Annotated in this window: 12 protein-coding genes; 9 read left to right on the top strand and 3 right to left on the bottom strand. The window is 72.4% G+C overall.

The features are described from left to right. Nucleotides 1–296: 296 nt before the first annotated feature. Nucleotides 297–779, bottom strand: a complete 483-nt coding sequence (locus ACFVFH_RS34380) for a DUF456 domain-containing protein (protein ID WP_383776461.1) — start codon at nucleotides 777–779, stop codon at nucleotides 297–299. A 124-nt stretch (nucleotides 780–903) separates the two neighbouring features. Next, on the bottom strand, nucleotides 904–1,893 hold the full coding sequence (locus ACFVFH_RS34375; protein WP_383776458.1) for a helix-turn-helix domain-containing protein: 990 nt from the start codon (nucleotides 1,891–1,893) through the stop codon (nucleotides 904–906). A 210-nt stretch (nucleotides 1,894–2,103) separates the two neighbouring features. On the opposite strand from ACFVFH_RS34375, the gene ACFVFH_RS34370 reads away from it, so the two are divergent. The 3 genes from ACFVFH_RS34370 to ACFVFH_RS34360 all read left to right on the top strand — a co-directional run bounded on the left by ACFVFH_RS34370 (nucleotide 2,104) and on the right by ACFVFH_RS34360 (nucleotide 9,729). After that, complete coding sequence (locus tag ACFVFH_RS34370; RefSeq protein ID WP_383776455.1) at nucleotides 2,104–5,871, top strand: S8 family serine peptidase; 3,768 nt, start codon at nucleotides 2,104–2,106, stop codon at nucleotides 5,869–5,871. 127 nt (nucleotides 5,872–5,998) lie between these two features. Continuing rightward, complete coding sequence (locus tag ACFVFH_RS34365) at nucleotides 5,999–7,921, top strand: protein phosphatase 2C domain-containing protein (protein ID WP_383776453.1); 1,923 nt, start codon at nucleotides 5,999–6,001, stop codon at nucleotides 7,919–7,921. A gap of 65 nt (nucleotides 7,922–7,986) precedes the next feature. Beyond that, a complete protein-coding gene (locus tag ACFVFH_RS34360; RefSeq protein ID WP_383776450.1) occupies nucleotides 7,987–9,729 on the top strand; it encodes a pyruvate dehydrogenase in 1,743 nt (580 codons plus the stop codon). Nucleotides 9,730–9,995: 266 nt separating this feature from the next. On the opposite strand, the gene ACFVFH_RS34355 is transcribed toward ACFVFH_RS34360, so the two are convergent. After that, complete coding sequence (locus ACFVFH_RS34355) at nucleotides 9,996–13,130, bottom strand: alpha-mannosidase (protein ID WP_383776447.1); 3,135 nt, start codon at nucleotides 13,128–13,130, stop codon at nucleotides 9,996–9,998. A 156-nt stretch (nucleotides 13,131–13,286) separates the two neighbouring features. Here ACFVFH_RS34355 and ACFVFH_RS34350 point away from each other — a divergent pair, with 156 nt between their 5' ends. From ACFVFH_RS34350 to ACFVFH_RS34325, 6 genes are all read left to right on the top strand, one after another. Then, the gene (locus tag ACFVFH_RS34350; RefSeq protein ID WP_383776444.1) at nucleotides 13,287–14,498 is read left to right on the top strand and encodes an NAD(P)/FAD-dependent oxidoreductase; all 1,212 of its coding nucleotides are present in this window, start codon (nucleotides 13,287–13,289) and stop codon (nucleotides 14,496–14,498) included. A 160-nt stretch (nucleotides 14,499–14,658) separates the two neighbouring features. Beyond that, nucleotides 14,659–14,985 (top strand): (2Fe-2S)-binding protein, encoded by a 327-nt coding sequence (locus ACFVFH_RS34345; RefSeq protein WP_383776442.1) that lies wholly within the window; start codon nucleotides 14,659–14,661, stop codon nucleotides 14,983–14,985. Then, nucleotides 14,966–16,666 (top strand): NAD(P)/FAD-dependent oxidoreductase, encoded by a 1,701-nt coding sequence (locus ACFVFH_RS34340; RefSeq protein WP_383776440.1) that lies wholly within the window; start codon nucleotides 14,966–14,968, stop codon nucleotides 16,664–16,666. The genes ACFVFH_RS34345 and ACFVFH_RS34340 overlap by 20 nt, the downstream gene beginning before the upstream one ends. Nucleotides 16,667–16,774: 108 nt before the next feature. After that, nucleotides 16,775–17,683: a dihydrodipicolinate synthase family protein gene (locus ACFVFH_RS34335; RefSeq protein WP_383776437.1), complete on the top strand. Its 909-nt coding sequence runs from the start codon at nucleotides 16,775–16,777 to the stop codon at nucleotides 17,681–17,683. 239 nt (nucleotides 17,684–17,922) lie between these two features. Beyond that, a complete protein-coding gene (locus ACFVFH_RS34330; RefSeq protein ID WP_383776435.1) occupies nucleotides 17,923–18,924 on the top strand; it encodes a proline racemase family protein in 1,002 nt (333 codons plus the stop codon). Continuing rightward, nucleotides 18,921–19,865 carry an ornithine cyclodeaminase family protein gene (locus ACFVFH_RS34325; protein WP_383776432.1) on the top strand — a complete coding sequence of 315 codons (945 nt, stop codon included), beginning with the start codon at nucleotides 18,921–18,923 and terminating at the stop codon, nucleotides 19,863–19,865. The genes ACFVFH_RS34330 and ACFVFH_RS34325 overlap by 4 nt, the downstream gene beginning before the upstream one ends. The last annotated feature ends 24 nt before the right edge of the window (nucleotides 19,866–19,889 follow it).

Raw genomic sequence — 19,889 nt, 5'->3', positions numbered from 1 at the left:
TGACGAGGCTTCGGTCCGGGGCGTGCGGGAGGGGTCCGGTGCTGTGGGCAAGGCTTCTCCTGGCAACTCGTACGCAGGCTTCAATTCATCCGAGCTATTCAGCGGCTACTCCAGGAGGGAACGTAGGTGCGGGCCACGGTCGCGTCAATGGAGCGGAAGAGATCCGATGTGTTTCTGTCCATCTGGACGGGGTTCTGTCCGGTGTACGGGACGACGGGGTGTGCCCGGCCCTGGAGATCCGGCCGTCCGGCGGCCCCGGGCCCCGAACGTCGCCGCGGGGACCCCGGCCCGGCGTTTCAGGCCCAGAGCACCGCGCCCAGCCAGGTCCCCGCCACCAGGAGGCACGCGTACAGCTCGACGAGCACCGCGTAGCCGGTCGCCCGCATCACCGAGCGCACCGAGGCCCAGCCCGCCCCGCGGCTGCCGAGCCGCAGCCGCTCGGCCCCGTAGACGGCCCCCACGTACCCCATCGCCCCGCCGACCACCGGCACCACGAAGAAGCCCACGATCGCGCCGACCCCGCCCAGCATCAGCGTCCTGCGCGGCGCCCCCGTCTCGCGCGGGCGGCGCGGCGGCAGCAGCGGCTTCAGCGCCTGGTTCAGCAGCAGCAGCGCCGTCGCGCCCATGAGCACGCCCCAGGCGACCGGTGTCGTGTCGGTCAGCGCCCACCACAGCACGGCGGCCCAGACGATCGCCTGCCCCGGCACCCCCGGCACCAGCACCCCCAGCAGGCCGAGGAGCATGACGAGGCCGACGGCGACCAGTTGCCACACGCTCATCCCACCAGCCTGCCGGAGTCCGGCCGGTCCCGCCCGTCAGCGCTCGCGGGCACGGAGGGCGTCGGCGCAGCTCAGGGCCGTGTCCGGGCCGTACCGGTACGGCCCGGGGCGCCGGGAGGCCGTCTCAGGCCCGCGGCGTGCGGGACACCCAGCCCCGTTCGTAGGCGTGCCAGCCCAGCTGGAGGCGGGTCGAGACGCCGGTCAGCTCCATCAGGCCCTTCACCCGGCGCTGCACGGTCCGCAACCCCAGATCCAGCTGCTTCGCCACGCTCGCGTCCGTCAGACCGGCCAGCAGCAGCGAGAGGATCTCCAGATCCGTCGGATCGGGTCCGGTGCCCTCCTCCTGCGGCCGGCCGACCTCGCCCAGCCGGAGCGGCATGGCCTCGCGCCACACCGCCTCGAAGAGTCCCATCAGCGACTCCAGCAGCCCGGAGGCGTGCACCACCAGGGCGGCGGGCTCGGCGCCGCGACCGGTCAGCGGGACCATCGCCAGGGCGCCGTCCGCGACGACCAGCTTGGTCGGCACCCGGTCGATGACCCGGCACTGCTCGTCCCGGCTCAGCGCCGCCGAGAGCTCCATGATCCCGAACGGCAGCGAGAGCAGCTCCCTCTCGACCACCACCCGGTACGACACGCCCCGCGTGGCCGCCCGCTCCTCGGCCTGGTTCTCCATGCCGCTGACCGCGATCGGCTTCCCGGTGACCAGCGCACACACCTCGCTCGTCGCGCCGAGCTGCAACTGGTGGAAGCGGTGCGAGACCGCGCTCGCCCCCGTGACCACCTCGACCAGATCGTGCACGGCGGGTTCGGCGGCCTCCGCACGGTACTCCTCGGCGAGCAGCGCCGCCGCCAGCTCCGCCCGCTCCAGCTCATGGCGCTGCTGGGTCAGCAGCGCCCCGAGCGCCACGCCCGGCGGGGCCGCCACCCAGCGTCCGGTGCGGGCCGACGCCTGCGCCGCCAGACCGTGCTGCTCCAGCCTGCGAAGGGCCCGCTCGGTGTCCGGCTCGGGAAGGCTCAGGCGGTGCGCGAGATCGGAGACCTCCGCGGCCCCCACCGTCACGAGCGCGCGGTACGCCGACTCCTGTATCTCGTCGAGACCTATGGCTCCCAGCATCCTCGGACCCCTCCCGGACGCATTGCTTCCGCACCTTGTCACTGTCGTCGGGCGCCCGGTCGTGGCGGAAAGCGGCCACGGCGTAAACCCGCCGTGTACATCATCCCTTTATCCCCTGTCGCTCTGCCAATGTGGCGCCACCGCAGTACCAACAACCTCCGGAAGACTGCGGTTTGCGCAGGTTGGTTCCGGATTCACTTGGGGAGAGCGATGCGTCCGATATCGCGCACGGCACTGGGAGCGGCCACCGCCGCCGTCCTGGCCGTCACCGCGATCGCACCGTCAGCGGCAGCGCCGCAGGACGACGCGACAGGGAAGAGACCACTGACCGGCAGTGCCGCGGCCGACGCGAAGCGGGCCGAGCCGGTCACCGTGACGCTGGTCACCGGTGACAAGGTCCTGGTGAGCACGGACAGTTCGGGGGCCTCCTCGGTCACCGCGCTGCCCCGCGAGGACGGGACCGTGCCCCTCGTACAGACCAGGCAGTCCGGCAAGGACCTGTACGTCTACCCCGACACCGCCGTCGCCGCGCTGGCCGCGGGCACGGTCGACGAGGAGCTCTTCAACGTCACCGGACTCGTCCGTCAGGGCTACGACGACGCGCACACCACGTCGCTGCCGCTGATCGCGGTCTACGGCAAGGGCCAGTCCCGCTCCACCTTCGCCACTCCGCGCGGGGCCACGCGCGGAGTCGCGCTCGACGCCATCGACGGTGTCGCGCTCAAGGCCGAGAAGACGAAGGCCGCCGACTTCTGGGCGGACCTCACCCGGCCCCGTTCCCGGTCGGCCGCCGGTCCGAAGAAGCTCTGGCTCGACCGCAAGGTTCAGGCCACACTCGACAAGTCGACCAAGCAGATCGGCGCCGACCTCGCCTGGGCCGCCGGATACGACGGCAAGGGCACCAAGGTCGCCGTCCTCGACACCGGTGTCGACGCCGAACACCCCGACCTCAAGGGCCGGGTCACCGCCTCGGAGAACTTCACCGACTCCGACTCCACCGACGACCGGCAGGGCCACGGCACCCACACCATCTCCACCGTCGGCGGCTCCGGCGCGGCCAGCGGTGGCAAGAAGAAGGGCGTCGCCCCCGGCGCCGACCTGCTCGCGGGCAAGGTCCTCAACGACAGCGGCTCCGGCGCCGAGTCCTGGATCATCGCCGGCATGCAGTGGGCCGTCGACCAGAAGGCCGACGTCGTCTCCATGAGCCTCGGCAGCCCGGAACCCACCGACTGCACCGACCCGATGAGCGTCGCGGCCGAGGAACTCGCCCAGAACAAGGGCACCTTGTTCGTGATCGCGGCCGGCAACGAGGGCCCGACGTTCAACACCGTCTCCTCGCCGGGCTGCGCCCCGAGCGTGCTGACCGTCGGCGCCGTCGACCGCGACGACACCACGGCCCAGTTCTCCAGCCGCGGACCCGTGATCGGATCGCACACCCTCAAGCCCGAGATCACCGCCCCCGGTGTCGCCATCTCGGCCGCGGCCGCCGGTGGCCGGGGCATCTACGCGTACCAGTCGATGTCCGGCACCTCGATGGCCACCCCGCACGTCGCGGGCGCCGCGGCCATCGTGAAGCAGCGTCACCCGCACTGGACCGCCCAGCAGATCAAGGCGGCGCTCGTCTCGTCCGCCAAGAGCGACATCCCCGGTGACGTACGCGAGACCGGCGGCGGCCGCCTCGACGTCAAGGCCGCCATCGACACCACCCTCGTCGGCGCCCCCGCCGTCCAGGGCGGCACCTTCAACTGGCCGCAGGACCGGAGCGACCGCACCACGGTCGACGTCCCGTACACCAACTCCGGCACGAAGCCGGTGAAGCTGTCGCTGAAGGTCCGGGGCGTCACCGGTAACGACGGCTCGGCCGTCCGCTCCGCCGTCGCCGAGCTCGGCAAGGGCACCGTCACCGTTCCGGCCGGGGCCACCGTCAAGGTTCCGCTGAAGATCGACCCGACGGCCAAGCTGAAGGCCGCCCAGTACGGCGACGTCACCGGACGCGTCCTGGCCACCGGCCCCGGCGGCGCCAAGGTCTCCACGCCGTTCTCGCTGTACGTCGGCGCCGAGACCGTCACGCTGCGGGTCAAGCTCGTCGACCGTACCGGCAAGCCCGCCGCCGGCTCCTCCTCGCTGGACGTGATCGGCACCGACACCTCCAGCGGCGAGCGCCGCTTCAACGAGGGCGCCACCGACCAGGTCTACCAGGTGCGCCCCGGCGCGTACTTCGTCTCCGGCTTCGTCACCTCGCCCGACCCGAAGGACGCCACCGGCAGCCTGGACGAGTCCGTCGCCTACCTCGCGCGGCCCCAGCTGAACGTCACCAAGGACACCACCCTCGTCCTGGACGCCCGCAAGGCACACCGGATCCAGGTGAAGACCACGGACCGCGCGTCCGAGAACCGCTCCACGACGCTCGCGTTCGGCCGTAGCTGGGACGATGTCTGGCTGCACTCGGGCTCCATCACCGGCGGCTCCGCGATCAAGAACTACCTGGCCGATGTCCAGGGCCGGGCGAGCGACGGCGACTTCGAGTTCGCCAGCTTCTGGCGCGCGTACGCCCCGCAGATCGAGAAGCTGTCGGTCGTCGGCGGCGCCGCACTGCACCCGAGGGCGGCGAGCACCGGTTCCGCCAACCTCGACGGCACCGGCCGGGCCGCACTCGTCGACGCCGGCAAGGGCAGCCCCGACGAGCTGAAGGCGGCGGGCGTCGCCGGAAAGATCGCCCTGGTCGAGGTCGGGGACGACAGCAACAATGTCTACGCCCAGGCACGCGACGCCAAGGCCGCGGGCGCCGTGGCCGTCATCGCCCACCGCCCCTCCGCGGGCCCCTGGCAGCCGTCCATCGGCTACGCGCCCTCGACGCTGCCCGCGCTCGGCATCGAGTCGAGCGAGGCCGACGCGCTGAAGGCCGCCCTGGCCGACGGCACGGTCGAACTGCGCTGGAAGGCCACCGCGGTCAGCCCGTTCGTCTACAACCTCGCGTTCCCCGAGACCGGCCCGGTCACCTCGGACCGCACCTACAAGGTCCGTGACAACAAGCTCGGCAAGGTCACCGCGAACTATGAGGCGATGGGCGTCGCGGCGGACTACGTCGACACGATGATCATCGAGCGGCCGTACGGCGGGACGTTCTCGGCCGTGACCGACTCCGTGGCCGTGCCCGGCAGCCGCACCGAGTACTACTCGGCGGGCGACACCGCGTGGGTGCGCTACCTCTCCTCCAGCTTCCCCTGGGGCGAGATGATGGTCGACCAGCCGCGCACCTACTCGGCGGGCTCGAAGCGTACCGAGAACTGGTACCGGGGCATCCCGGCCCCCGCCGCCCCGCGCGACGCAAACGGCAAGCTCCAGCTCGCCGGTGAGCGCCAGGACAACCTGATCGGCGTCGCCCCGGGCTTCTGGAGCGACAGCGAGCACGCGGGTCTCCAGGGCTCCTTCGGCGACATGGGCAACATGCGTCTGAGCAGCGGCGGCAAGGTGATCGGCGAGACCGGCTGGCCTTCCGGGGTGTTCACCGTCCCCGCGGAGGACGCCGCGTACGAACTCACCATGCAGACCAGCAGGTTCGGACAGCCCACCGAGGTGTGGAAGCGTTCCACCAGCACCGAGACCACCTGGAAGTTCCGCTCGAAGCGTGACGAGAACGTCTACTCCCAGGGCCTTCCGCTGCTCTTCCCGGGCTACGACCTGGCGGCCGACGGCCTCAAGACCCTGGCCGCGAAGAACGGTCAGAAGATCGGCCTGAGCGTCACCGGTCACGCGGGCTACACCCCCGGCAGGCTGACCGCCGCGAAGGTCTCGTACTCCTACGACAACGGGGAGACCTGGATCGCCGCCACCACAGCCCAGCAGGGCGGCAAGTGGACCGCGACCGTGAACCACGCGGGCGCGGCCGGCAAGCCGGTCACCCTGAGGACCGAACTGACGGACGCCAACGGCAACTCCGTCATCCAGACCGTGAACGACGCGTACGCCGTGCGCTGATCACGATCCGACCGGTCCGCCGGGCGTCCTTCCCGTGGGGGGTGGGGGTGCCCGGCGGACCCATGTTCGCGGTCACTTTTTCCGGATGACCCGTTTTCGTACTGGCTCCGCGGACGACAATAAGGTCATGAGTCAGCAGGGGGAGACGCCCGCCGCCCACGAGGACGACTGGTGGCACAGGCTGTACGACGAGAACGCCCGGGACACGGGGACGAGCGACGCGGCGGACAGCCTCGACGACCGCTTCGACTCGGCGTCGGACGCGGTGGGTCCGGGGGGACGCGGCGGGTCGGGCGGGTCCGGTGGGGTGCCGGGAGTGGAGAGCGTGTCGTTGCGGGGGGAGGGTGATTCCTCGGCGGAGGCGGCATTGCCCTCGGGGGCGGAGGGCAGGGTTCCGGGGGCGGTGGCAGTGCCCCGGCCGGTGGAGGAGCGTGCGCCGTGGGAGCCGCCCGTCCCGACCTCGCGCGCCTCGGGGGCGGCCCCGCTGGGCCCCTCGCGGCCGCGAACCTTCGCCGGACCCCCCGTTCCCGCCGGTCCTGCGCCCGCGCCGGACCCTGGTCCCGGCCCCGGTCCCGGCCCTGGCCCCGACTCCGGCCCCGGTCTGTCTGCGGTCTCGCGGCTCCCGGACGGGCCGCCGCACGATGACGTGGTGCCTAGGGATGGTGTGGCGTCGAACGACGACGTGGTGCCGAAGGACGGCGTGATGCCGAAGGACGGCGTGATGCTGAACGACGGCGTGGCGCCCGCACCGTCGTTACCGGCCGTTTCGCCAATACCGCCATTGCCGCCGTTGCCGCCGTTGCCCAGGCGGCCGGTTGCCGAGAGGCCCGCCGTTTCGGCAGCGCCCGTAACCCCAGCCGACCCCACGGCGCTTGTCCCACCGGGCGCCACGGGCGTCGTGGATGTCGCGGGCACCGCTTCCGTCGCAGCCGGACCGGAGACCGGACCGGGACCTGGAGCCGTACCCGGGCCGGTGCCCCGACCCATGATCACTCATGTGGGTGACCGGCCGCCCACCTACGACGCCGAGCCCACCGCGCTGCCCGCCGCCGACCCCTGGGAACTGCACGGACTCGTCCCCGACACCGTGCTCGACGGCGCCCGCTACGGCACGTACACCCTGCGCGCCGCCTCCGTGCGCGGGGACTCCGCACGGTTTCGCGGCGAGCCCCGCCGCGACGCGCTGCTCACCGCGCGCTTCGGCGTGGACGAGCACGCGCTGGTCCTGGTCGCCGTCGCCACCGGCGCCCGCGCCACCGCATCGGCACATCTGGCGGCGGCCGACGCCTGCCGCTGGATCGGCGAATCGGTCGGCCGCAGCCACGCCCGGCTCTCCGAGGACATACGGGCGGGCCGCCGGGGCGAGCTCAAGTCCGGGCTGAACCGTCTCACCGACCGCACGTACGGCAAGCTGCGCGCCCGCGCCGCCGAGCTGGGCAAGGAGCCGGGGCAGTACACGGCGGGCCTGCGCTGCCTGCTGCTGCCCGCGGATCCCGACTGCCGCACGAGGATCTTCTTCGGTATCGGCCCCGGAGGGCTCTTCCGACTGCGCGACGGCATCTGGCAGGACCTCGAACCGGAGGTTCCGGCGTCGGGCGGCACCGGCGCACGTCCCGGTACGGGGTCCTCTCGCTCGGGGCCCGGTTCGGGATCCGGCTCTGGATCCGACTCGGGACGGCCCGGAGGCGGTTCCGGTCCCGGTGGTGCGGGCCCCGACGTGGATGTCGCCGGGGACTCCTCTGCGGGCCCTGCCGACACCACCCCCCGCCCCTCGTACGTCGAGGACCCGCTCGGCCCGCCGGAGCCGCCCGACGTGCCCGCAGAACCGTTCCGGTTCCGGGGCTCGGTGGCCCGGCCCGGCGACGCCCTGCTGCTGTGCAGCCCCGGGCTGGCCGAACCGCTGCGCGGCGAACCCGCACTGGCCCGGGAGCTCGCCGGGCGCTGGGCCACCGGACGGGCACCCGGGCTCGTGGACTTCCTCGCCGACACCCTGCTCCGGGTGAAGGGGTACTCCGACGACCGTACGGGTGCAGGAGTCTGGGAGGCGTAACCGCGCGCGCCATGGGTTGATGGATGCGGAGTCCGGAAGCCGAAGCGCGGAAAGGGTACGCACCCATGGCCAAGCAGAACGTGTCGGAGCAGTTCGTCGACATCCTCGTCCGGGCGGGCGTCAAGCGTATGTACGGTGTCGTCGGCGACAGCCTCAACCCGGTCGTCGACGCCATCCGACGCCACCGCGCCATCGACTGGATCCAGGTCCGGCACGAGGAGACCGCCGCCTTCGCCGCCGGAGCGGAGGCCCAGATCACGGGCTCGCTGGCGGCCTGCGCCGGATCGTGCGGCCCCGGCAATCTGCACCTCATCAACGGCCTCTACGACGCGCACCGCTCCATGGCCCCGGTGCTCGCCCTCGCCTCGCACATCCCGTCGAGCGAGATCGGTCTCGGCTACTTCCAGGAGACCCACCCGGAGCTGCTCTTCCAGGAGTGCAGCCACTACAACGAGATGATCTCCAACCCCCAGCAGATGCCGCGACTGCTCCAGACGGCCATCCAGCACGCGGTCGGTCGCGGCGGGGTCAGCGTCGTCACGATGCCGGGTGACATCGCCTCGCAGCCCGCCCCGGAGAAGTCCATCGAACACGCGCTGGTCACCTCGCGGCCGACGGTCCGGCCCGGGGACGCGGAGATCGACGAACTCTGCCGGATGGTCGACGGGGCGAAACGGGTGACGCTGTTCTGCGGCAGCGGCACGGCGGGCGCCCACGCCGAGGTGATGGAGTTCGCCGAACGGGTGAAGGCGCCGGTCGGGCACGCGCTGCGGGGCAAGGAATGGATCCAGTACGACAATCCGTACGACGTCGGGATGAGCGGCCTGCTCGGCTACGGCGCCGCCTACGAGGCCACCAACGAGTGCGATCTGCTCATCCTGTTGGGCACCGACTTCCCGTACAACGCCTTCCTTCCGACCGATGTGAAGATCGTCCAGGTCGATGTGCGCCCCGAGCACCTGGGCCGCCGCTCCAAACTCGACCTGGCGGTGTGGGGTGATGTCCGCGAGACCCTGCGCTGTCTGACCCCGAGGGTGAAGGCCAAGACCGACCGCAAGTTCCTCGACCGGATGCTGAAGAAACACGCCGACGCGCTGGAGGGCGTGGTCAAGGCGTACACCCGCAAGGTCGAGAAGCACATTCCGATCCATCCGGAGTACGTCGCCTCGGTGCTGGACGAACTCGCCGACGAGGACGCCGTGTTCACCGTCGACACCGGTATGTGCAACGTGTGGGCCGCACGGTACCTCTCGCCGAACGGCAAGCGGCGGGTCATCGGCTCGTTCAGCCACGGCTCGATGGCCAACGCGCTCCCGCAGGCCATCGGCGCCCAGTTCACCGACCCGAACCGGCAAGTGGTCTCGATGTCCGGCGACGGCGGGTTCACCATGCTCATGGGCGACTTCCTGACGCTGGTGCAGTACGACCTGCCGGTGAAGGTGGTCCTGTTCAACAACTCGTCGCTCGGCATGGTCGAACTGGAGATGCTGGTCGCGGGGCTGCCGTCGTTCGGCACCTCCAACAAGAACCCCGACTTCGCCGCGGTCGCCCGCGCCTGCGGGGCGTACGGGGTACGGGTGGAGAAGCCCAAGCAGCTCGAAGGCGCTCTCAAGGACGCCTTCAAGCACAAGGGCCCGGCGCTCGTCGATGTCGTCACCGACCCCAACGCCCTCTCCATCCCGCCGAAGATCAGCGCCGACATGGTCACCGGATTCGCGCTCTCCGCGAGCAAGATCGTGCTGGACGGGGGAGTGGGCCGGATGGTCCAGATGGCCCGCTCCAACCTGCGGAACGTGCCCCGCCCCTGACCTCGCCCGGAGCACGACCGGGACGGGAGCGGCGGGGCGGCCGGAGCGGCGGGGTGGCGGAGTGGAGTGGGGGGCGGTGAAGCGGTGAGGTGGCGGACTGGTGGGGCGGTGAGGCGGTGAGGCGGTACGGCGGTGAAGCGGTGGGGTGGTGGGGTGCTGGCGGGGCCGGGGCCGGGGCGGTGCGCGGTGACATGTGACACCGGGCGCGGCCCCGGACCCACCGGGTCCCGCCACCGGGCCCCGCCACCGGGTCCCGCCCCGGTCCGTCATGCCGGGGTCAGCCGCAGGGTCAGGATCTGGAACGGGCGCAGTGAGAGCACGAGACCGTGCTCATCGGTGTCCGCCTCGTGCAGCGGCCGTTCCAGCAGGTCGGTGACCTGGGCCCGTACGACGGGGAACCCGCACCGCAGCGTGGTGCGGGCGCGGCCGCCCGCCGACTCGTACAGCCGCACGATCACCTCGCCGCTCCGGTCCTCGGCGAGTTTCACCGACTCCACCGTGACGGCCGGATGTCCGGTGTCGACCAGCGAGGGCAGCGCGGGGGCCACGGCCGCCCGCAACGGAAGGTTGAGGGCGAGCCCTTCCCGTACCGAGTCCGTGATGTCGAAGCCCGGGGCCAGCGCGAACGCGAACCGGTGCCGGCCGAGGTCGGTCTCCGGGTCGGGGCTGTGCGGGGCGCGCAGCAGCGTCAGCCGTACGGTCGTGCCGAGGCCCGAGCCGTGCGGGGTACGGGTGACGTCGTGCCCGTACGTCGAGTCGTTGAGCAAGGTCACGCCGTACCCGGGCTCCGCGACCCGGAGCCAGCGATGGGCGCAGATCTCGAAACGGGCGGCGTCCCAGCTGGTGTTGTCGTGCGTGGGGCGGTGCAGATGGCCGAACTGGATCTCGGACGTGGACCGCTCGGCGTGCACATCGAGCGGGAACGCCGCCTTGAGGACCTTCTCCGACTCCCGCCAGTCGATCTCGGTGTCGATGTCGACGCGCCGGCTGCCCGCGGCCAGCCTGATGTCCTGTGTGACATGTGACTGCCCGAAGGAGCGCAGCACACGGACCGAGGCCCGCAACGGCCCCGCCTCCACCAGCTCGACGGAGTCCGCTTCGGTGAGATCGGTGCGGGTGCGGCGGTAGTGCCGGTCGATGTCCCAGGCGTCCCAGTGGTTGGGGTGGTCCGGGTGCAGTTGCAGGAGGTTGGCCCGGTGGCCGGGGACGAGAACGTCCCGCCCCGCGCCGAGATCGCGCACGGCGGCGATCAGACCGTCGCCGTCCACCACCACCCGGAGCAGACCGTTGTCCAGGACGATGCTCCCGCCCGCCGAACCGGACGCCGTGACCGGGCGCTCCGGCACCGCCGAGCCGTTCAGCGGTCCCGCGCCGAGGCCGGGGGCCTCGGCCAGCACCGCCGTACGGCCGTCGCCCAGCTGCTGCACCCGTGCGCCGGACGGCAGTGCCGCGCTCGCCTCCGCGTCGAGCTCGATCACCTGACAGCGGTGGTACGGAGACGAGTTGAGCGCCACCAGACCCTCCGCCCCGCCCAGTGCGGCCACCGCCTCCGCGACCAGGTCCGCCAGTTCCGCCCGCACCCGCTCGTACGTCTCGCGGGCCTCCCGGTGCACCCAGGCGATCGACGAGCCGGGCAGGATGTCGTGGAACTGATGCAGCAGGACCGTCTTCCACAGCCGGTCCAGCGCCTCGTACGGATAGCGGTAACGGCCGCGGTCGCCGTGGGCTGCGGGGTCGAGCAGCGCCGCCGCCGTGGCCCACGACTCGGCCTCCCTGAGGAGGTGTTCGCTGCGCCGGTTGCCCTGCTTGGTCCTGGCCTGAGTGGTGTAGGTGGCCCGGTGCAGCTCCAGGTACAGTTCGCCCGACCAGACCGGGGCCGGCGGACCGTACTCCTCCTCGGCCGCCGCGAAGAACGCCGCCGGCGGTTCGACGCGCACCTTCGGTGAACCCTCCAGGTCTCCGAGCCTGCGCGCCTTCTCCAGCATCTCGCGGGTGGGACCGCCCCCGCCGTCACCCCAGCCGAACGGGACGAGGGAGCGGGTCGCCAGCCCCTTCTCGGCGAAGTTGCGCTCGGCGTGCGCGAGTTCGCCGCCGTGCAGCTGGGAGTTGTAGGTGTCCACCGGCGGGAAGTGGGTGAAGATCCGGGTTCCGTCGATGCCCTCCCACCAGAAGGTGTGATGTGGCATTTTATTGCTCTGGTTCCAGGACAGCTTCTGGGAAAGGAACCACCGCACCCCCGCCAGCCGGGCGAGCTGCGGGAAGGCGGCCGTGTAACCGAAGGAGTCCGGCAGCCAGATCTCCTCGGTCTCCACACCCAGCTCCTGCTGGAAGAACCGCTTGCCGTGCACCAGCTGTCGGGCCAGCGCCTCGCCGCCGGGCATGTTGGCGTCGGACTCCACCCACATCGACCCCACCGGCGCCCACTGCCCGTTCGCCACGGCCCGCTCGATCCTCTCCCAGACGTGCGGTTGATGCTCCTTCACCCAGGCGTACTGCTGGGCCTGCGACGCCGCGAAGACCAGCTCCGGGTACTCCTCGGTCAGCGCGGTGACATTGGCGAAGGTCCGCGCGGCCTTGCGTACCGTCTCCCGCAGCGGCCACAGCCACGCCGAGTCGATGTGCGCATGGCCGGTGGCCGAGATCCGGTGCGCGCTCGCCGCAGCCGGACGGGACAGCACCCCGGCCAGCTCGGCCCGGCCCGCCCGCGCGGTGGCCGCCACGTCGTGCAGGTCCAGTACGTCGAGCATGCGCTCCAGCGACCGCAGGATCTCGTGACGCCGGGAGCGCTCGACGGGAAGCTCCCGCATCAGTTCGGAGAGCACCTCGATGTCCAGGACCAGATGCCAGACCTCCTCGTCCAGCACCGCCAGGTCCGCGGCGGCGAACCGGTACAGCGGCCGGTCGCCCGCCGTCGCCGGGTCTCCCAGTGGCGTCGGGGCGAAGCCGTGCTCCAGGACTGCCGGATTGGCCGCCGCCTCCAGCAGCAGCGACACCGGCTCACCGCCGATCGCCGGGGCGGCCAGCGTCAGATGGCGATTGCGCGGATGGATGCCCTTGAGCGGGACGCCCGTGGCGTCGTACAGCATGCCCTCGGCCTGGAAGCCCGGCCCCTGACCGGAGAACCCGGGGTCGACGACCACCTCGACCCGCCGCCCCGCCCACTCCGCCGGCACGGTCCCCGTCAGCCGGAACCAGCTGGTGGACCAGGGCTTCCCCCACTCGGTGCCGGTACGGAACGGCTCGAACGGCTCCCGGAGGACCTGGTCCACCGCGACGGGTTCGCCGGGGAGGTGGTGCACGGAGAGGGCGAGCGGGGTCCGGACCGGGTACTGGGCGGGGCGGAGGAACTGGTGAAGGGCGCGCTCCAGGCGGTCCTCCACCAGGGTGCGGTCGTCGTGCATCACGGCTCCTCGGGGTCGGTGCCTGCGGGTGTCCATGGCTCCACTTCCCCGGCGGCCGACCGGACACCCCTGCGCACCACACGTCGGGGTGACGGTTGATCAACTGGCCCTGTGCGCACCCTTGGCGACCCTTGAGCAATGTGACATATTACTGCCGTGCTCACGAGACACCCCTTGGATGTCGTCATCGTCGGGGCCGGAGTGGTAGGTGCCGCCTGTGCCCACTACACCTCCCGGTCCGGACTCTCCGTAGCCGTCGTCGACCGCGGGCCGGTGGCCGGCGGCACCACCGGATCCGGTGAGGGCAACCTCCTGGTCTCCGACAAGGTGCCGGGCCCGGAGCTTGAACTGGCCCTGCTCTCCGCCTCGTTGTGGCAGCGGTTGTCCGAGGAGCTGCCCCCGGACATCGAGTACGAGCGCAAGGGCGGTGTGGTCGTCGCGGCGTCCGAGGACTCGCTGACCGCCCTGGCCGGGACGGCCGCCGGTCAGCGGAAGGCGGGCGTGGAGGCGCACCATGTCACACCCGATCGACTCCGCGACCTGGAGCCCCATCTCGCACCGCACCTGGCCGGGGGCTGTCACTACCCGCAGGACGCCCAGGTCCAACCAGCGCTCGCAGCAGCCGAGTTGTTGCGTTCCGCTGCCCGCGAGGGTGCGCTCCTGTACCCGGGGGAGGAGGTGATCGGGGTACTCACGGACCGGCGGGGAGCCGTACGCGGGGTGCGCACGACGAGGGGCGAGCTGCGGGCCCCCGTCGTGGTCAATGCGGCGGGCACCTGGGGCGGCGACCTGGCCGCCCTGGCCGGGGCGCATCTGCCGGTCCTGCCGCGCAGGGGGTTCGTGCTCGTCACGGAGCCGCTGCCCCGGCTGATCCGGCACAAGGTCTACGCGGCGGAGTACGTCGCCGATGTGTCGAGCGGGTCCGCGGCCCTGCAGACCTCGCCGGTGGTGGAGGGCACGCCCTCGGGACCGGTACTGATCGGGGCGAGCCGCGAACGGGTCGGCTTCGACCGGACGCTGTCCGTTCCGGCGGTCGCCCGGCTGGCGGCCCAGGCGACGGAGCTCTTCCCGGTACTCGCCGATGTGCGGGTCATGCGCGCCTACCACGGGTTCCGCCCCTACCTGCCCGATCATCTGCCGGCCATCGGACCGGACCCCCGGGTGCCGGGGCTCTTCCACGCCTGCGGGCACGAGGGCGCCGGAATCGGGCTGGCGCCCGCGACCGGACTGCTGATCGCCGACGCGATCCGGGGGGAGCGGCCCGCGCTCGATCTCGGACCGTTCGCACCCGAGCGGTTCGACACGGGACGAGCCCCCGGAGGGCCACCCGGCACAAGCTCCGGAGCGGCGCCGGGGGAGGCCCGGTGAGGCCCCGGCCCCGGAACAGGCCCCGGAGCGGTACTGGTGGAGGCCCGGCGCGAACCCGGCCCCGGAGCGCTACCGGCGCGGGCCCGGTGAGGTCACGGCCCCGGAACAAGTTGCGGAGCAGTGCCGGGAGAGACCCGGTGAGGAACCAGGAGAGGCTCCAGTGAGACGTACCCGTGCACGTACCCCCGCCGAGCTCGTCGGATCCGAGCCCGAGCCGGAGTTCCAGCTGAGCTTCGACGGCCGTCCGATCCGGGGACTGCCAGGCCAGACCATCGCCGCCGCACTCTGGTCGGCGGGCATCCTGTCCTGGCGCACCACCCGGGTCCATGGCCGGCCGCGCGGCGCCTTCTGCGGTATCGGCGCCTGCTACGACTGTCTGGCCACCGTCAACGGCCGCCCCAACCAGCGTGCCTGCCTGCTGCCCGCGGGGCCGGGCGACACCATCACCACGCAGGAGGGCGACGGGCATGCCGCACTCGACGGATGAGCCCCGGGAACGGGAGACCGCGCGCGCCGACACCGGGACCGCCGCCGCTGTCCCCACTGCCGCGGTCGCCGTGGTGGGCGCGGGACCGGCGGGCCTGGCCGCTGCCGTCACCGCCGCCGACCACGGGCTGGACGTGATTCTGCTGGACGCGGCCGACGCACCCGGCGGGCAGTACTACCGCAGCCCGCCCGCGGGACTCGGCGCGACCCGGCCCGGTCGGCTCCACCACCACTGGCACACCTTCACGGAACTCTCCGCCCGCCTCGCCGCGCACCGCGACAGCGGCGCGATCCGGCATCTCGCCGGCCACCAGGTGTGGACGGTCGAACGAACCGGTGACGCGGACTGGATCCTGCACGCCGTGACCGGCGGCGACCGGGAGTCCCGTACCGCCGTGCGGGCCCGCCGCATGGTCCTGGCGACGGGCGCCCATGAACGTCAACTCCCCTTCCCGGGCTGGACGCTTCCCGGGGTGGTGAGCGCGGCGGGGGCCCAGGCCATGCTCAAGTCCGGGCTGGTGCTGCCGGGCCGCCGGATCGTGGTCGCGGGGAGCGGGCCGCTGCTCCAGGCCGTAGCCGTCTCGTTGACGCGCGCGGGCGCCCGCGTCCCGGCGCTCGTCGAGGCCGGGGGCTACGGGGCGTACGCCCGCGCTCCCCGGGTGCTGGCCGGTAACCCCGGCAAGGCTGCGGAGGCGGCCCGGTTCGGGGTGTCGCTGGCCCGCGCCCGGGTCCGGGTCCTGCCCCATCGGGCGGTCACCGAGGTGCACGGCGACGAGCGGGTGGAGGCGGTGACCGTCAGCCGGGTGGACCAGCGGTGGCGCCCCGTCGCGGGGACCGGCCGCCGGATCGACTGCGACGCCCTCGCCGTCGGCCACGGACTCGTGCCGCAGCTGGAACTCGCCCTGGCCGCGGGGTGCGGTACCCGCCTGAGCCCCGACGGCACGCACGCGGTCGTCCTCGACGCACGGCTCGGGACCACCGTCCCCGGAGTCTGGGCGGCCGGGGAGTCCGGCGGCGTCGGCGGTGTCGAACTCGCCCTGTGCGAAGGGGAACTGGCGGCGCTGTCGGTCGTCCGCGAGGTGCGGGGCGGGGTGCGGAGGGAGGTGGCGCGCCGGGCGGTCGCGCTGGGGCGCGCCCGGCACCGGCTACGGGCCTTCGCCACGCTGATGGGGACCGTGCACCGGCCGGGGGCCGGGTGGAGCGAGTGGCTGACCGGCGATACGGAGGTCTGCCGCTGCGAGGAGGTCACCGCGGGCCGGATCCGCGCGGCGTGCGAGGAGCTGGGTGCCGGTGACACCAGGACCGTCAAGCTGCTCACCCGGGCCGGAATGGGGTGGTGCCAGGGCCGGACCTGCGGATTCGCCGTCCGTGAACTCGCCGTGCACGGGCCGGGGCAGGAGCCCGGCGGACCCGACCGGCGCCCGCTGGCCTGCCCCGTGAAGCTCTCCACACTCGCCGCCCTGGACGGCAACGGACAGACCTCTGCGCAAACACCCGGGCAGACCTCTGAGCCGACTCCTGGGCCGAACCCTGGGCCGACTCCTGGGCAGGCACCTGAGCCGACTCTTGGGCAGGCACCCGGGCCGAACCCTGAGTCGACTCCCGGGCAGGCACCTGGGCAGACCCATGAGTCGACTCCCGAGCAGGCACCCGGGCAGAACCCTGGGACAGCCCTTTCCTAGTGCGACGGCCCGCCGTGACGGGCTTCCACGCATCGGCACACCGCGTTCACCCACCACTGTTCCTGTTCCCGCCACACCGTGACATGTCACACCTCTCAAGGAGCCACGATGCAGACGAACTCCCTTCCGCGCAGCCGCCCCTGGCACGGGGTCATGGTCGCCACCCCGGTCACCCTGCGCGAGGACGGCACCATCGACTACGACGCGTACGCCACCCATGTGCGGCAGCTCGTCGAGGCGGGCTGCGACGGCGTGGTGCCCAACGGCTCGCTGGGCGAGTACCAGACCCTGACCGACGACGAGCGCGACGAGGTGGTACGGGTCGCCGTCGAAGCCGCGGGCGACGGCAGCCGCGTGATGCCGGGCGTCTCCGCCTACGGCAGCGCGGAATCACGGCGCTGGGCGGAACGGGCCGCCGAAGCCGGTGCCGGTTCCGTACTGCTCCTGCCGCCCAACGGATACCGCTGCGAGGAGGCGGCGGTGCGGGCCCACTACGCCGAGGTGGCCGAGGCCGGAGTGCCGGTCGTCGCGTACAACAACCCGTACGACACCAAGGTCGATCTGACGCCGGGCCTGCTCGCCCGCCTCCACCAGGAGGGCAGCATCGTGGCCGTCAAGGAGTTCAGCGGCGATGTCCGCAGAGCCTACGAGATCGCCGAGCAGGCGCCCGGCCTCGACCTGCTCGTGGGCGCCGACGACGTGCTGCTGGAGCTGGCGCTCGCCGGTGCGGTGGGCTGGATCGCGGGATGCCCGAACATGCTCCCGTCCTGCTGCGTCGAGCTGTACCGGGCCGCTGTCACCGGTGACATGGCAACCGCCCTGCCGCTCTACCGGGAGCTGCACCCGCTCCTGCGGTGGGACTCCAAGCCGGAGTTCGTGCAGGCCATCAAGGCGTCCATGGACGTGGTCGGACGCCGCGGCGGCCCCACCCGTCCGCCGCGGTTCCCCCTTCCCGCCGACGACGTGGCCGCCATCCGCGCCGCGACGGAGAAGGCGCTCGCCGGGGGCCTGGGCTGAGACTCCGCCCGATCGCCGCCGCACACCGGGATGGAGCCGCGTCCGGTCCATGACCTTTCCGGTACGCACTCCGTCCGGCCGTAATCCGCCCGGCCACAACCTGTCGGCCGCAACTCGACCGGCCACGACCTGTCGGCCGCAACCCGACCGATCAGCGATCCGTCCGGTCCGTGGCCGGGCGGGCCGGTCCGTCCTGTTCCCGTGTTCTTCGTGTCCGTCGTGACCAGCCAGGGGGAGCCTTGCAGACACGTCACATTTTCCACGCCGTCGACTCGCACACCGAGGGCATGCCCACCCGCGTCATCACCGGCGGCATCGGCACCATCCCCGGTGCCACGATGGCCGAGCGGCGCACCTACTTCCAGGAGCACCGGGACGCCGTACGCACCCTGCTCATGTACGAACCGCGCGGCCACGCCGCCATGAGCGGCGCGATCCTCCAGCCGTCCACCCGGCCGGACGCGGACTACGGCGTCCTCTACATCGAGGTCTCCGGTCTGCTGCCGATGTGCGGGCACGGCACCATCGGGGTGGCGACCGTGCTGGTGGAGACCGGCATGGTGGAGGTCACCGAACCCGTCACCACCGTACGGCTGGACACCCCGGCCGGGCTGGTCGTCGTCGACGTCCGGGTGAAGGACGGCGCGGCCACCGCGGTGACGTTCACCAACGTCCCGGCGTTCAGCGTCGCCCTCGACCGGACGGTGGACGTACCCGGCTACGGGACGCTGCGCTACGACCTCGCCTACGGCGGGAACTTCTACGCGATGGTCCACCTGTCCGACCTGGGGCTGCCCTTCGACCGGGCGCGCAAGGACGACATCCTGGCCGCCGGGCTCGCCCTGATGGACGCGGTCAACGCCACCGACCGGCCCGTCCACCCCGAGGACCCGGCCATCCACGGCCTCAAGCACGTGCAGTGCGTCGCGCCCGGGTCCGACGCACGCCACTCCCGGCACGCGATGGCCATCCATCCGGGCTGGTTCGACCGCTCGCCGTGCGGTACGGGCACCTCGGCCCGCATGGCCCAACTGCACGCACGCGGTGAACTCCCCCTGGACACCGACTTCGTGAACGAATCCTTCATCGGCACCTCGTTCACCGGACGGCTCGTCGAGGAGACCACCGTGGGCGGGCTGCCGGCCGTCGTCCCCGCCATCACCGGCCGCGCCTGGATCACCGGTACCGCACAATTCTTCCTGAACCCGTCCGATCCCTTCCCCGAAGGATTCCTGCTGTGAAACTTCCCCTGCTCGGCGCCGACGACATCATGGCCCTGGGACCGACCGGAGCCGTGGACGCGCTGGAGGCGGCGCTGAGCGGGGGACTCGATCCGGAGACGGCACCGGCCCGGCACCATGTCGACGTGCCCGGCGGGGAGCTGCTGATCATGCCCGCCAGCACGGGGCAGGTGACCGGAGTGAAGATCGCCGGGGTCGCCCCGGACAATCCGGCACGCGGACTGCCCCGGATCACCGGAAGCTATCTGCTGCTCGACGCCCCGACACTGGTGCCGCTCGCCCTGCTGGACGGGGCCGCGCTCACCACCCTGCGCACACCGGCCGTGTCCGCTCTGGCGATCCGCCACCTCAGCGGGCCCGTCGTGCGCCATCTGGTGCTCTTCGGAACGGGCCCCCAGGCGTACGGTCACCTTGCCGCGGTGCTGGCGGAACGCCAGGTCGAACGGGTCACCGTGATCGGCCGGAACCAGGACCGGGCCGAGGCGCTGGCCGAGCACGCCCGCGGTCTCGGAGCGGATGCCCGCGCGGGGCGTGCGCCGGACGCGGGTGAGGTGGCCACGGCCGATCTGGTGCTCTGCTGCACCACGTCCGCCACCCCGCTGTTCGACGGCGCCCTGGTACCGGACGGGGCGACGGTAGTCGCGGTCGGCTCGCACACCCGCGACGCCCGGGAGGTCGATTCCACGCTGGTCGCCCGCTCGGCCGTGGTCGTCGAATCGCGGGCGGCGGCGCTGTCGGAGGCGGGCGATCTGCTGATCCCGATGGCGGAGGGGGCCTTCGGGGCCGAGGACATCGACGTCAACCTCGCCGAGCTGGTGACCGGTCGCGGCCCCGGCGGAAGCCCGGCCGCACTCGACGGACCCCGGTTCTTCAAGAGCGTCGGAATGGGATGGGAGGACCTCGCCGTCGCCGCGGCGGTGCACCGGAATACCGCGCCGTGAGGGCGTTGTCCACAGCTCCGGAAC

Origin of the sequence: Streptomyces sp. NPDC057697 (assembly GCF_042799335.1) — a bacterium.
Taxonomy (GTDB): domain Bacteria; phylum Actinomycetota; class Actinomycetes; order Streptomycetales; family Streptomycetaceae; genus Streptomyces.
The sequence above is the reverse complement of the archived record's forward strand: the minus strand, read 5'-3'. Positions and strand labels throughout refer to the sequence as shown.

Bases quoted from the DNA above. Each gene is read 5' to 3' on its own strand.
- ACFVFH_RS34380 (WP_383776461.1), bottom strand. From the start codon at position 779: ATGAGCGTGTGGCAACTGGTCGCCGTCGGCCTCGTCATGCTCCTCGGC.
- ACFVFH_RS34375 (WP_383776458.1), bottom strand. From the start codon at position 1,893: ATGCTGGGAGCCATAGGTCTCGACGAGATACAGGAGTCGGCGTACCGC.
- ACFVFH_RS34370 (WP_383776455.1), top strand. From the start codon at position 2,104: ATGCGTCCGATATCGCGCACGGCACTGGGAGCGGCCACCGCCGCCGTC.
- ACFVFH_RS34365 (WP_383776453.1), top strand. From the start codon at position 5,999: ATGAGTCAGCAGGGGGAGACGCCCGCCGCCCACGAGGACGACTGGTGG.
- ACFVFH_RS34360 (WP_383776450.1), top strand. From the start codon at position 7,987: ATGGCCAAGCAGAACGTGTCGGAGCAGTTCGTCGACATCCTCGTCCGG.
- ACFVFH_RS34355 (WP_383776447.1), bottom strand. From the start codon at position 13,130: ATGCACGACGACCGCACCCTGGTGGAGGACCGCCTGGAGCGCGCCCTT.
- ACFVFH_RS34340 (WP_383776440.1), top strand. From the start codon at position 14,966: ATGCCGCACTCGACGGATGAGCCCCGGGAACGGGAGACCGCGCGCGCC.
- ACFVFH_RS34335 (WP_383776437.1), top strand. From the start codon at position 16,775: ATGCAGACGAACTCCCTTCCGCGCAGCCGCCCCTGGCACGGGGTCATG.